This is a genomic window from Prevotella pallens ATCC 700821, assembly GCF_000220255.1.
GTDB lineage: Bacteria > Bacteroidota > Bacteroidia > Bacteroidales > Bacteroidaceae > Prevotella > Prevotella pallens.
Map to the genome: position 1 here is coordinate 1,683,712 of NZ_GL982513.1, position 15,828 is coordinate 1,699,539.

The window sequence follows — 15,828 nt, forward strand, 5'->3', positions numbered from 1 at the left end:
TCACTCCCCTTAGATATCAAGGGGAGTGATAAAATAATCAATATAAGAAGTGTTTTTTTCATTTTCGTTTTCCAATAACAACTACTTCAGGAAGAGCATTTATATACTCTACTGTTTTTATATTGGGTTTGAATCCTTGTAAGTGCAAATGATTGGAATGATTACTTCTTATTCCCCTATTTTTTGCAGAACTTGTATGAGGCAATAATTTATTATTGTATTTTTCTGAAATCATATCCTTCCAGCCAAACTTATAGAGCGCATTTGTTAATGCTTGTTCTCTTTGTTCATCAAAATTATTAGACCCAACATCGGTCTGACTCCCTGACTTGTCAGTCCGCAAATAACGTAAGTCACCATTTTTTCCATTTTTATGCGATACACTTGGTGCTGGTGAGCGACCATCACTATAACTAAATTGATTTATAGTTATATCTGAAAATGCGACTGTTCCAACCGCTCCAATCAATGCCGCCAAAGCATTAGAAGAAATAAAACTTTTATTCTCAGATCCAGACTTTACTGCAAATGCAGCAGATTCTCCTTTTGTGTTTGTAAAAGATATTCTTCCACTTAGTCCGATTAAGTCTTTTTTATTATACTCAAAAGCACCAACAAGGACATTTGATTTCCCATCAGAGAGATAAAAACTGTGAGTTTTTCCATCTGTCTTTTGTCGAATAATCTCTCCGCTGACTTCATTTATGATAAAATTATCAAGACCATCTGGATCTATATATTTAATAGGGTTATTATTTGCTTGACAATATGTGGAGATTTCAGGGTGTTTGCACTCTAAAGGGTCCACACTCATCCATAAACTCAACCTCGGCTCATAGTACCTCGCACCATAATAGTACAACCCCGTCTCCTCATCAAATTCCTTCGCATTAAAGAGGTAAGGCGTGTTCCAAGTGTTGTTACGCTCTTCGATGAACACCTCTCCGAACGGTACATACTCGATGTGCTGCGATACTTCTCCGTCAAGGTTGGTAATGTAGCTACTGCTGCCCAAGTGGTCGGGATGGTAGTAGAACTGCATCTTTTCATAAGTGTCCTTGTCATGGAAATTATTATCTACAGCAGCACGTGTGCTGGCATTCGTTTTAGCCATCGCCCTTGCCTGCGCAGCCTCCGGTGTACCGTCGTTGCAGCAGAAGCCCTGACCATTTACGTAGTCGTCATTGTCCTTACCGTTATAAGGTTGGTCAAACGCCTTGTAATTGTCTTTAATGGATTGCAGTTGCTGACTATATTTTGCCTTATAGTCTACGGTTACACCATCCGCCTCATTGCCGGCATACGGGATACGTCTTGGGTCTGCACCATAGCTGGCGAGGTCGCCGAGCTTGCTGACGATTCTTTGTGAGCCAATGTAGATATGCTTGGTGTACTTGCCACCTTGCCCTGCCACGAGGTATGGACTGACATAAAGACTGAAGCGTGCCGTACCGGTGTTGCCACCCGAGAACTCAGAGTTCACATAGATAGCTTCGTTTTCGCCTGAGGTCTTCACTGTACGCTCACCATCGGCATCGTACCAATAGTTGCTCACAAAGCCGTTCTCATCGGCTGCCAATAAGCGGTTTTCCTCGTCCCACCTGTACTTCTGCTCAGTTGTCTTTTCATCTTCCTTGCCGTCTTTCTTTACACGAGAGGTGTTGATGTAGACAAGGTTTCCGTTGGCATCGTAAGTGTACTTGTGTCCGTTGTTGATATTCGTGCTCTCCGTAGGAGTTTCTTCCGTGCGGTAGTTGATATCACGAACATTGTCGAGTTGGAACTTCTTACCATCTGCCTTTTGATAAGTATAGGCGAGTTCATAGCCTGCGTTGAGCGTGCCCTCGAACTGTACACCTGTCTGCGAGAGATGTTGCTTCTTGCTCGTGATACGATGCATGTTGTCGTAACCCATAGACAACGTATAAGAAGCGGATTTATTGTCCGTTCCCTTATAAGTTCCCATTGCGCTTGACAAACGATATAGTGGGTCATAAGTATAATTATGGCTCATCTGCCCGCCTGCCTTGCCACTCTGTGGGAGTGGAGCATTGTTCTTAATACCAAGCACGTTGCTCACAGCGTCGTAGCTGTAGGCATTGTCCATGATGGTTCCTGCCTTGGCATTGACCACGAGGTTCTGCAATCGTCTGCGTGCAGGGTCGTAGCTATAGAAGGTCTCCGCTCCATTGCAATACTTCAGATAGGTGCGCTGCTCGAACTTGTCATAGCCAATCTTGCTCACATAGTCATAGCCGTATGACTTGTAGCCATGGACCTTTTCAAGCTGACCACCGAGATTGTAAGAGTAAGTGATTTTCTCCTCATCAGGATAAATCATCTCCAACAGACGGTTGTGGCTGTCGTAAGTCCATTGCGTCACGTAGGTTGCTATCGCCTGGTTAGGCACAATCATCGTGCGGCGGGTCTTCGTCACCTCGCCAATCTTGCCATAGAAATACTCAATGGCACCTGTTCCGTCCTCGCGGAGCATCAATCTACCGATACGATTCTGAGAGGCGTTGCGACCAGATAAATATTCCGCGACGAAAGCCTGTATATATATATTGACACTAACGTTCACAACAACAAGGCGTTAAATTCTACATATAGTATAAGTATAGGAAAGGTAAACAGATTTTGATTTAACAATAAATCTGTTTATGGATCGTATTGTCAGACCCATAAACAGACTTATTGGAATCAAATCTTTTCGATTATTAAATCTAAAGATCCTTCTTCAAGAGAGTTGTACTCATCAAGATGAAGATGAGTTCCTATAGGAACCGATGATTGGGATAAATTTAGCAAGTGATTTGCTAAAGAAACTAATCCCTCGGTATTAGCCTCAATTGAGACGCTCCCATTTATATCGGAGACCTTAATTGTGAAATTACCTTCCCAATTGAGTGCCACTCCGGTATCAGGGGAATAATTCGGAACATTTAATGTGACTTTTTTCATTCTATTATTCGGTTATGAAAACATGATAATTTTGATCAACCATCATCTTTCCAGGTTTGTTGGGATTTGGCTTCAGTGTTTCAAAATTCACATGAGGTCCACCTCCATGTTTACCTAAAATATCATTGTCACCCATGCGGAACACTCGTTTTCCATCGGCTGAAACATATCTATCAGGACCAACTTCTCGGTAGCCTTTCCCAAGGAATTCTTGTCCTAACTCTAAAGCTTTGGTTGATGTCGTTTTCATTCCATCTTTAATACCTAACTCCGAAGCAGACTTAACCCCTTGCTTAGATGCTTGAGTTAACGCCTTAGCCGCAACTTTAGTTTCAGTTTTAGCGGCTTGCTTTATTTCTTGTTTTACTGCGGTTTTTACGCCAGCCTTTACACCAGCCTTTACGCCAGCCTTTACGCCAGCCTTTACGCCAGCCTTTATTCCTCCAGTAACTACAGACCCTGAACCTAAGGTAAATACATCAGCAATTAACCCGCCAACTCCTATGGCTCCAGTTAAGATATCACCATCCCTAAAGCCTCTATAGATATCTCTTCCGCTACCCAAAAATGGGACGAAATCCACTGCATCAACTTGTTTCCCATTCGGGTCTATTAATCGTATAGGATTTTGATAACAATACCCATATGGAGCAAGATTAAACGTATTATATACACCCAAATTATGCTCTCCATCTAAATAATTTTCATTGTTTCGAGGATCATAATTTGATATTGGATCTACTGATATCCATAGACTGAGTCGTGGTTCATAGTAGCGTGCCCCATAGTAGTACAGACCAGTCTCCTCATCAAACTCTTTAGCGTTGAAGAGGTACGGCGTGTTCCACGTATTGTTGCGTTCTTCTATGAACACTTCTCCAAATGGCACATACTCGATGTGCTGCGCCACCTCTCCATCAAGATTGGTAATGTAGCTACTGCTACCCAAATGGTCAGGATGGTAGTAGAACTGCATCTTTTCGTAGTCGTCGTTGGGCTTAAAGTTGCCATTTGCAGCTCTTGTGCGTGCCATCGCACGGGCTTGTGCAGCCTCCGGCGTGCCGTCGTTGCAGCAGAAACCCTGACCATTCACATAGTCGTCATTGTCCTTACCGTTGTATGGCAAGTCAAACGTCTTGTAGTTATCCTTAATGGATTGTAACTGCTGGTTGTACTTATCCTTGTAGTTGATAGTCAAGCCATCCGCCTCATTGCCTGCATACGGTATTCGTCTTGGGTCTGCGCCATAAGAAGCCAAGTCGCCCAGTTTGCTGACAATTCTCTGACTGCCTACATAGATGTGCTTCGTATATTTGCCACCTTGCCCAGCAACGAGGTATGGACTGACATAAAGGCTGAAGCGTGCCGTACCTGTGTTGCCACCAGAGAACTCGGAGTTCACATAAATAGCTTCATTCTCGCCACTGGTTTTCACCGTGCGCTCGCCATCGGCATCGTACCAATAGTTGCTCACAAAACCGTTCTCATCGGCTGCAAGGAGTCTGTTCTCCTCGTCCCACCTGTACTTCTGCTCGGTTGCCTTTTCATCCTCCTTGCCGTCTTTCTTTACACGAGAGGTGTTGATGTAGACAAGGTTTCCGTTGGCATCATAGGTGTACTTGTGTCCGTTGTTGATATTGGTACTCTCCGTAGGAGTTTCTTCCGTTCGGTAGTTAATATCACGAACATTGTCAAGCTGGAACTTTCTGCCCGCATCCTTGCCGTAAGTATAAGCGAGTTCGTAGCCTGCGTTGAGCGTGCCGTCAAACTGCACACCTGTCTGCGAGAGATGTTGCTTCTTGCTCGTGATACGATGCATGTTGTCATAGCCCATAGATAACGTATAAGAAGCGGATTTATTGTCCGTTCCCTTATAAGTTCCCGTTGCGCTTGCCAAACGATATAGTGGGTCATAAGTATAACTATGGCTCATCTGTCCGCCTGCCTTTCCACTCTGTGGGAGTGGAGCATTGTTCTTAATACCGAGCACGTTGCTCACTGCGTCGTAGCTGTAGGCATTGTCCATGATGGTGCCTGCCTTAGCATTCACCACGAGGTTCTGCAACCGTCTGCGTGCAGGGTCGTAACTGTAGAACGTTTCCGCTCCGTTGCAATACTTCAGATAGGTGCGCTGCTCAAACTTATCATAACCTATCTTGTTCACATAGTCGTAGCCATAGGACTTGTAACCACGGACGTGGTCTACCTGCCCACCGAGGTTATAGCCGTAGGTTACCTTCTCCTCATCAGGGTAAATCATTTCCAAGAGGCGGTTGTGGCTGTCGTACTTCCACTGTGTTACGTAGGTTGCCACAGCCTGGTTTGGCACAATCAGCGTGCGCACCGTCTTCAAGACCTCACCCATCTTACCGTAGTAATACTCGATAGCGCCACTACCGTCCTCACGGAGCATCAATCTGCCAATTCGGTTGTAAGAAGAGTTGATACCACCGTAATGGTACTTCACGTTGTTTTCCGGATGGTCGGGATAGTTAATCGCTGTCAGACGACCGTAATCGTACTCGTAATTGATGGTCTTACCCTCTTTTTTGAGGTTGGCTGTTTGCTTGGTGAGCACATTGCCCAAGGCATCGTAGGTAAAGGTGGTGATACCGCTTGCAGGGTGATTTACCTCTGTGCGACGATCGCCCATATCATAGACGGATGTCGTTACGTTGCCCTCGGTGTCTGTTACCTTGACCAATCGGTCGATGCCATCATACTCGAAGGAAGTGGTAATGATACCGTCAGGTCCGCTGAGTTGCTCGGTCTTCACCGTCTTGCCACTACCATCGGTATAAGTTGCCTGACGATTACCCAACGCATCAGTTACAGTCGTTACGAGTGCATTGCTACCTGCGTCCGTAGAGTACTCCGTCTTGGTCTCAGCATTGTCCGGAAGCGTTACTTTCATAGCACGGTCAAGCACGTCATAAACCGTTACGGTTGGCGACACGTTGTCAAAAGCCTTGTTGAAAGTTGTCTTGTTTCCCACTGCTTCGGTTACAGGGTAGTAAGCCTTAGCCACACGACCGAAAGCATCATAGACATTGCGTCCGCTGACAATCATCACGGTCTCGTCTTTCGGAGCACTACCCTTAGAAGCTGTGGTAACCACACCGTCTTTCTTCACCTGAACGGGATGCCCGAAGCCATCCACGAAGGTTACGGTCTCCATATCATCGCTTGGGTGCTGTATGTCGTAATGCTTCGTCACTGCGTAAGCAGGCACTGTAATGCCGTTGGTGCCGAAAGTAGCCTTAGGTTGATAGTCAAAGGCAATGATGTAAGGCACACCTGTTGCCAACTCATTAGGCCCGCGCACAGCTTTCACACGTCCGAGGTTGTCTATATCCGTTTCATAATAGAAGTGGTTGAGATCCATACGGCGGAGTGCCATGCCATAGCGGTAGTCGAAGTTGGCAGCCTCGCTACGGTAGCCAAATGCATCGTCTATGCGCTCCACATACATATTCATCACCGGCTCATAGCGGTAGGTGTACCACATGCGCTGTCCCTTGCTGTTAGCAGGAAGCGTGGTCTTGATGATGTTGCCGTAAGCATCATAAGTATAATCAGAGACGGCTTCGCCGCTTCCGAGTTGTTGTTTAATCTGTGTAATATGGTCGGCATAGTTCAAATCGTAAGTCGCAGATACTTGATGATAAGTCTTACCATCACCGCCCGTTACGGTTACATTGGTAGGTAGCCCGAAGATATGTTTGTTATCATTGTGAGCATATTGTATTGCGGTTTGGTAGTCGAACTTACCCGAACCGTCAGCACCCAACTTGCCCTTGTCACTGAACTTGTAGGACTTCAGCTCTCCGTGATAGCCTGTGAGGTAATACTCGTTCCAAGCCTCAGAGGTGGTGATACCAGTTGCCTGTCCCTCATACTGCTTATTGGCGGTATAGCGTAGCGGTACGAAGGCAGAGGCGCGGTCGCTACAGAGCTTGGTCTGCTTGGTGAAAGTGTACTTGTCGCCATTGGCAGTGAGGTAGTAGCCGTCGTACTCATTACGTGTCTCGGTGTACTTGTTGCCTTTGGCATCCTCTACAGACGTTCCAAGCTCATTGCCCTGTGCATAGTAGGTGGACACATCATAGAGCTGCACAGCCTGACGATAGACTGCGGATTCTCCCTGTTCGGTGTCGATATTCTTGGTTACGACCTTTCCAAAACCGAGGAATTCACGCTCGTGGCGATCCTTCTGTCCATCTGAATAGGCAAACATCGTCTTCATCATCGGTCCATCATCACGGATACCATCGTCAATGGTTACGGACGACATTACCCATTTACCACCGGGCAGGCCGTAGGTAGGCGTGCTGTGTTCGTAGTCCAGTGTAAAGGTTCCGCCAAGGGAGTTGGTCACGCTCTTGAGCATGTTCGTCCTGCCGATGGCAGAGCGGGTTACTTTCAGTTCACTTTCCTTATCGGATTCCACAATGTCGAGGTAGCCGTCGCCGTCCACATCTTGCAAAGCGTAGGTTGTACGGTTGATGGAGTGTCCTGTGCTTGTGCCAGGATTCAAACAAATTTTGATAACTGGAGTAGGCATAGGAGTGAAAATCGTATAGGTAAATGCTCCATTAACTGATTCTGCTGTAGAGATGTTCTCACTCAACAACGAGGTTCCTTTCCAGAGAATGCCATCGGTAAATCCGTCTCCTTTATTCAAGGCGACAAAGACTTTATCGTCTGTCATCCAGACCTTATCGGGCAAGCCATCGGAATTGATATCCATCAAATCATATTCTTCTACACCGCGAGAGGATACCAAACCAACTCCTCCACTAATACTCCCCGAAGCTTTTACTATACTTTTCTTATCTTCTGTAATATGTTTTTTTGCAAAAATCGTATCACCAGCACCTATACTTATGTTGTAAGATCTTGTCTTTCCGCCCTGTAAGCGGTCTATATCCCATGCTATAGGATCAGTAAACGAATATCCAAGGTTCAATCGAACTCTTCTATCAGTCAGAATTTTATCGGGGAGTCCATCCCCATTGATGTCCATGAATGTTTCTACAGCATCTTCTGTATTCTCAGGAATGTTACCAGATATGGATATTTTGGCAAGGAAAGATGTACGCAGGTTATTGAGAGCTTTTTTGAGCCCAGTATTCATTTGCGTACCAGTAGAACCGCCTTTGTAGGGTGTCATCATATCCAAGAGTGCTACACCGGAAGCGACAGGTTTTCCGCCTGCTCCCCATGCTTTGGAACTATGTTTCCCTGTGGTTTTACCCATGCCACTATATTTCTCTCCGCTGAGACCTCCTTGAGTGTTGGTGTATTGAATAGTACCGCCTGCGATGATGTCTGGATAACCGTCGCCATTCATATCCGTCATGGTTACATCTGTTGTTGACGTTCCTCCTGCTTCATTGTAGGTAATTCCCATACTACCTCCTTGCTTGACTGTACTTTTGCTGGTTGATACCAGTGTCACAGCAGTGGCTCCTGTTCCTTGCAAACAATCTCCTGTAAGTGCCGCTGTTTCTGTACTACCTTCTAAAGGATTTGTCAATATGACTTGCTGCTCACCCAATCGAGCAGTCCCCATTGCATCTGCCGTCAGATAAATGAATTCATTTTGACCAATCCAGCGTGCAAAGGTCATTTGATCTGTTCCAATGGGGGTAAATGGCATGGTTAATGGATTTATCTTGGCATCCTTGCTATCGGGGAGCTTCAACAGTGATTCATCAATAGGTTTGCCATACCTACCTTCGGAAGCATTGTAGACAAAGCCACCCCAACCACGATACATTGTGCCGAAGCCTTTGTTCTCTGTCTGAGCATAGAAACCTGCCAGTACCGTTCCTATGCCACTGACAGTAGCTGCAGAAGTTACTGTCTGACCTGAGATGTTACCTGAATAAGAGTAATCTATCCATATCTTGCCTGCACTGATACCGGTAATTATCAGTGGATCTCCTAAAAGACTGCCACCACTGAACGTGTAAGTCTTTTTACCCAGCAGTTTATCTACAGTCTTGACAGTCATCGTCACCATTCCGTTTGCCGTTGGTGGTAGCATCGTGATACTCGGAGTAACTGTCAGGGTTGAAACATTGGAAGCAAGTACTACTGGCTTACCTTCACTGACCATGTCAGCAAAGAGAACATAATGGGTTGCCCCTGCCGTACGCTGCCTGCTACCATCCTTGCCTATGGTCTCTATTTGTGGTGTCCACTTTATTTTCGACCAGTCCACATTAGAAGAAGAACTGATTTCAAAGTTCAGATTTGTCAAGCCATCAGGGTTAGGGATTGTTTGTTGAATTTCTCCGTTAAATGCTTCTTTCCATGCAAAGGTACGGGTATAGATTACCTTACGCTGATATGTCGGATTCTTGTTTCCTATACTATCTGTTTCACTGTTTGAAGCAATGATTTTAAGCGTAACGTCATCCGTGGTGACAGGTTTGGTGAACTTGCCTGACAGGTTCAAAGAAGCACTCTCTGCCACATTGGTCAGTGTACTGGCATCATAAATGGCACCCTCCTGAGGTTGATAAACAGTGGTAGATAATCCGCCGGGGAGTGTTTCTGCCGCACCTGTATAGGTAATGACAGGCGCCCATTTCACGTTGTCAAAGGCACCGTTGCTTGTTTCCTCCGTACCAGACTGGACACGGAAATAAATGCGGTCGCCTTTCTTGACAGTGATATTCTGTGCCGTAGCATTATAAGCCGTTGCATCTCCTTTGGTAATTTTCTTATTCCAAAGTTCTGTACGACCTTTTTGAATGGCTACGCGCACACCATCAGCATGAGCATACTCATCGGTATCGTATTCGCCTGTTGGAGTAATCAAACTAACTGTACCCGAGATGCTGATGATTCCATCTTTAGGTGCCTGCCATACACGTACCATATCTTCCATAGGAGAGGATTTAATCAGTTCTTCCTGCTCTGCAGGATCTACCTTGATGACAGAGGCATCTAACTTACCACTGTAGATAATCGGACTCGGCGTATCAGCACTGCTGAGGGTGAAAACAGGAATGGCTTTACCTTGCTTGTCGAACTCAATATGGTTGAAATACACTTTTTTGTTGAAAACCAAGTCTACGAGGCCATCGCCATTGATGTCTGAAAGGTATTCCGTTGTCTTGGTTTTGGTCGAAGAGAAATCAACACCTACTTCTGCCGTGAATAACTGATAACCAACAGTGGCTTTTGCCCCTCCATTATGGGTTGAACTTGTTATCTTGGAGAAACCAGAGACTCCTACAATACGCACATCTTCTCCATATAGTACTTCACTATTTTGCGAAGTCGGTATTTGGGGACGATAATAAAGTGCGCCACCTTTTCTAAAGACCTTATCAGGAAGCCCATCACCATTAATATCCACCAATGTAGAGACTCCATTGCTCTTATCCAAAGAATACCCGTAAGATGCGCCTATGGTATTTCCTTTCCATTTATCTCCATCCATCGGACCGATACCGGCATAAAATGATCCACTAAGGGAGAAACTCGTTGTTCCACCAAGGGCACTGGGTTTGTCAGAAAAAGCTTTGCTGACAAATTGTAATGGATTCAAGAAGCCTGCACCTAAATGGTCGTTGTGCGTATTCCATGTTTCCTGTTTTTCCTTAAAAGGCACATACCCCTTAGCAGCCTGTACATCATCATAATAGTCAAAATTCTGATAAGACACTTCTGTACCTTTGTCGTCGAGTTGCTTCACACCCGTAAGCACATCTTTGTTGAACGCACCCTCGCTATAGGTAAAGGCATAACTGCGGAGCGTACTTCCTTGGAAATTCACCGTTAGCTTCTCCAACAAACGATTCGATGAGGTTAGGAAGCCATATCTTGCATTGTTGTTTTTGAGTCGTTTCTGTTTACTGCCTTCTAAGACAACCACTGTGTGGGGTGCTTGTCCGCTATTACCAGCACGTACTTCCTTAAGATAAATGGCTTTTGCTACAAGTCCACCACGAACAGGTTCGTCGGCTGTCTCATAGACGTATTCGATATAATCACCGTGTGTTTCTTCCACACGTTTGAGCTTCCATTCGGTAATCACTTCACGGCTTTGACCGCTTGCATCGGTGATGGTACCTTTGAGAACGGCACCTTCTCCACCATAAATATATTTGATTCCTTGTTTGTCGGTTACTTCCCAAGTATAGTCGGTAGGAGAATTACCCTTTCGGATAATACGGCTGAAGTCTCCTCCCTGCCGAGTGTAGAACTGTCTGTCCGCTTTTCGGTTCATCTTCTCACCACGGTGAGCCACACCCATCTTGCCGTCGTCACCCATCGTGGAAAGCATAGAACCCGACATCAAATAAGTCTCGGTTTCTTTACTTGTATCGTATCTTGGAACACCCCAGCGAGTATCCAACGTAATAGAAGGAACAGAGAGATTCCAACCCTCTCCAAGCCATCCACTACCGCCTTCACTACTGTACTGTATGCCCAAAGAAGGAGCCATACCATTGCGTGCGGGAGGCATTTCAAAGGCATACTGAAGATTGGCAGAACCTCGGTTGTTGGCTGTAGGAGGTGTAATGAGATTGATTTTTGATGTCGGATCCGCTGCCTTGATGTCGTTCATCATTGTTGGTGTGAATCCGTCGGTCTGTGGTGATTCGGGGGCTTTGATGACACCGTTAATCATATCTGTAAAGTGAGTGGTCTTTGATACCACACAGGCAGAAGCCTTGTCCACTTTCACCCTTTCGAGAGCCACCCAATGTTTTGTCTCTTTATCGAAATAGTAGGTGTTGATATCGTCTTCTGTAAAACCGCTTGGTATCCTTGTGCGGTCATACTTGATTTTGACTGTCGCACCCTTCCCAGCAAAGTGTTCGCCGTGAGGCAAGAAGCGATACCCCTCGTCACGTGCCGTCACATTGGTCATACCATAGTCCAAGGCGGGGATATCCGTTTCACGAAGTGCTGTAATGGTGTATTTCCCCGTTTTAGAAATTTCGCCCTTGGCAACGGAGAGCGTATTGCCGGCTATGACAAGGCTGTCGGATTGGTGGGCAAGGAATTGTTTTCCAACCGCTGTTCCAGCAGAAACAAAGGCACGGCTGAAATCAGCTTTGCTATTCCGTGCAACAGAAAGCGTTTTGTTTACGCTCTTACCTGATACCGAAGCCGTGAGAGACAATTGACCTGTGCTAACAGGAACTACACCTTCGAACTCTCCATTTCTGACAGTTATCTTTTGTCCTGATATAGTAATCCCATCAGCTTTGCCACGGATAAATCCATGGACGTATGCCAAAGAACCGTATGCTGTCGGATGCTCCGAGAACACAATGGATTCTTGTATCTTTTCGAGCGGGGAGGTCTCTATGCGGACATTCCTGACGCTATAACTGTAAGACGCATCAGAAGGAAGCGTGAACAAGATGGTGTTCTTACCTGCCTTAACCCAAGAGGGACTGATTTCCTCCCGAACGGTCTTCCATTCCTTGGATAGTGCCGTAAGATAACCGCCCACTCCCGGACGGTCGTTGATACTCTTGCTTACGCCCGATGCAGAGGATACACCCTTTAGGTCATAAACAAGCCATACCCGTGAATTGGAAGGAACCTTGGCAAGAGTAATCTCGAAAAGGTTGTCTTCGGGATTGTCTGACACTCGTCCGTCAGGTATGCCGACAATTCCGCTGTTTGGTGTAGCAAACGACGTGGAGCTTCCAAGCCCCGCAGGAACATCGTTTCCATGTTTTTCGGAATGTTCCTCTCGGGGCAGTTCCCCTTTGGATATCTTGTTCCCTTTTTTTTTCTTTCCTAAAAGCTGTCCGGGCATAGCCTGAACTTTCCCGGAAGAAACCATATAAATGTTTTCTGTACCCTTCTCCTGTGCTGCAAGAGAATCGTCTTGTTGGTATTGCGCAACGGCAATAGCGGACACTGTCACGATCGTAGCGACTAATGCCAAAGTGAGCGTCTGTTTCATAGTTGTCGCTATTTTATGATGATTTTCTGTGTATGCTCGGCGTTTTGTGTAATCGCCTTTACTATATAAACACCAGGAGCGGGAACAATTTCCCGAAGTATTCGTTCGGTTCCCTGTCCGTAGGCTTTTTCGGACAGAAGATGACCTGCAACGTCAAACACCATGAGGGTTGCTGCCTCAGAGGTCTCCGTCAGTAGCCTTGTATAGAGAGTGAGGTCACCGTCCTGTGAAACGAAGAAACGATCGTCATAGGCTTCTGTTCTCAGTACTGCTGGTTTAGGCTTTGCTTCACTCCGTGTTTCAAGTGGGGAAAGGACCTCGGACGGAAGACCACACTCGCTACCGACACGTACCTGCCGGGTGATACTGCATACCCCGACATTTTCAACTGCTGTGGGGACGTTTGAGTTAAACTCGGGGACATGTGCACCTGAAACCTTGAATGCCACAACGTGGGATTTCCCAGCACCGTAATTGACCACGGCACTCCATTCGGCAATTTTTTCTTTCAGGGTCTTTATATCTTTTCCGTTAATATAATAGGATACGCCGTTACCGTCTAGGCGGATACCCAGAGAATCCCCCGTGGAGATGGTGTAAGCCGGAGGAACGATTCTGCCATTCTGGATGATTCGCACCTTGTCGCTTCGTACCTCAAAACCATATCTTACGGATTTAGAAGAACTGCCAGCTTGCAATATTCCGATGCGCACATTTGAGGACAGGTCAGGGTGTACCCATGACATACTTCCTGTGCGGAAACTCCTTGGATCTTCAGAATAGCTGCGAAACAACGGGGTACCGGCGGAAGAGATACTATTGCTTCCTCCCTGTGCCAAAGTAAGCTCATAAAGCCCCGTGAAAAGATGCCCAATAGTGAAAATATCATCACTGAACGTCCCTTCACGGACAATGCTTTTCGGCGAAAGGCCAGGAACTTCAGCAGCCTTTAGCCGATAGGTATAGGAAGGTGTTCCCAGTTCTATTGCTATATTGATACTGCCGTCCGGCAAAGACGTGCCGTTCTTACAGTGTGTGTCATGTGGAAGGATGGACGCCTTTAGTCCGTCGTAATAGCCGAAAGAGAAAATGTCACTGCCGCTGCCGTCGGTATCAAGGAAGACATTGCGGAAAATGATTTTCTCACGAGTATGGTCTGTGGAGGAGCTTCTGACGAAACGTATATTGTCAGAAGTGAAGTCTCCGCTTCCCGTGGGATCAATAATCAACAGGGGTATCCTGCCTGTGAAGAACTCCCGTCCTTTGTCCTTGAGCAGTGCGTAACTCAACTCCGCCATATTGCCCGTTACCGATGTACCCGTAACACGGACATCGGAAAGTGAAAGAACACCAGAGGCTACAGCTTTGATGACAGCCCTGCAGGAAGCGGATTCGGAAATATTGGGATTTTCCTGGATATTCACACATAGATGGTCATTTCCCACCCCATCTACGGATAAGAAGACCAAATTCCCACTTTTCCTAACAAGAAGACGCTTTCCTGATATCGAACTGACAGGAATGGTTTTCCTGAGCGTCCCGTCTTCAATGACTTGAATTCTTGTTGGAGCAACTATGCGGAAACCGTATTTGCAGGAATTCTCAGAGACTGTGGTATATCCGATGTCGAATGAAGGAAAGGAGGCTGGGCAGACCAATTCCACAGAACCTTCCGTCCCGAAGAGAAGGGCGGAGACTGCCGTTGCTTCTGTCCCATCACCACTGCGTATGAGGGCATCGGTGAACCCGCTGCGGACAATCTTGAAATCTTGGGAGAACCATCTGGCAGCGGATGTATCAACCTTCTCCGTAATATTTGTCCGTGCAAGCCAGGTCCTGTCAAGCAGGTGCAGCAGGCTGTCCGGACCAACTGTATGGAAGTTCATCCTATTTCCGTCATCACCCCAGATGAGATAGTTCCCGGAAAGAAGCGGACTTCCGTACTCCCGTCCTATTACAAGTGTCCGTTTGGAAGAGGGCAAATCATAAGGACTGTTCTGGTAATAGCTCCCTGTATTCTTCTCCGTTGTATAATTTGGAGATTCTTCGTAGGAAGTCGAAGAAAGTGTCTGCAACAGGCTGCTTTCATCGTCACGGATAATGCCAGTTACCCTGTGATGGTAAGTCTTGTTGATAGCAAAGTCCCAAAGAAGGTTTCCTCGGCTGTCAAGATAGGAACTATAGAGGGTTAGACCGTAGCGTAGGGCTAGACCGCTTTCAACACGGAGCCGCTCTGCAGGTGTCAGCATACGGTTGAAAACAATGAACTCTGGGATATACCCATCAAAGGATGCCACGTCTCTTGTCATATCAAGATAGGACTGGCTGAACCGAGTATCTCTATGTCCGGGAGCACTTCCGACAGTGACTAACGAGTGTTTCGGCTCACCCCAAACGGAATGTACAGGCCGGTTAGCCCACATATAGGAAACAACCCTGGGGAAACGTTCCAGAAATTCTGGTTTGGTTTCTTTCTCGGCAGAGCCATAAAGCAGGTCTTCTCCCTGTGCTTTGCCGTAGTCAAGATATGCTCCACTGCCGGCATAATGTACCTTATCCTTTCCTACCAGGGCTTCTTCTCCATTTCGTCCCTTTAAGCCAAAAAGTGCCGCATCAGAGGAGGAGGTGGCTGCTATGGGGGCAAAGATTCCGATGACAGTTCCTTGGGCAAGGGAACTGTAGGATAGTGCCAGTTCCTTTTGGAAGATAGAGCCTGAAAACCTAAGCGCAGGATGAAAATTGATACTATGCGTGTCTGAGAAGGGAAGGGCATTAGTATTTACCAATGTGGGATTGTTTCTGTTTCGAGAAACTGTTGTTACAGAATCGCCCGAAAGGTCTATCCAATGATAAGTTCCTAGCAATGAGGATGAGGTAGGGACAGTCCGGAACCATGCTTCGGGGGCAATTCTTGC

4 protein-coding genes are annotated in these 15,828 nt (G+C 46.4%); all 4 read right to left on the minus strand.

Annotation, left to right across the window (positions count from 1 at the left end):
- Nucleotides 1–58 precede the first annotated feature (58 nt).
- Nucleotides 59–2,584: an RHS repeat domain-containing protein gene (locus tag HMPREF9144_RS13780; protein ID WP_006045138.1), complete on the minus strand. Its 2,526-nt coding sequence runs from the start codon at nt 2,582–2,584 to the stop codon at nt 59–61.
- Between the two features lie 119 nt (nt 2,585–2,703).
- A complete protein-coding gene (locus HMPREF9144_RS06595) occupies nt 2,704–2,964 on the minus strand; it encodes an Imm32 family immunity protein (protein ID WP_006045139.1) in 261 nt (86 codons plus the stop codon).
- Nucleotides 2,965–2,968: 4 nt separating this feature from the next.
- A complete protein-coding gene (locus HMPREF9144_RS06600) occupies nt 2,969–12,913 on the minus strand; it encodes a toxin TcdB middle/N-terminal domain-containing protein (protein WP_006045140.1) in 9,945 nt (3,314 codons plus the stop codon).
- 8 nt (nt 12,914–12,921) lie between these two features.
- Nucleotides 12,922–15,699 (minus strand): T9SS type A sorting domain-containing protein, encoded by a 2,778-nt coding sequence (locus HMPREF9144_RS06605; RefSeq protein ID WP_218916165.1) that lies wholly within the window; start codon nt 15,697–15,699, stop codon nt 12,922–12,924.
- Between the last annotated feature and the right edge of the window lie 129 nt (nt 15,700–15,828).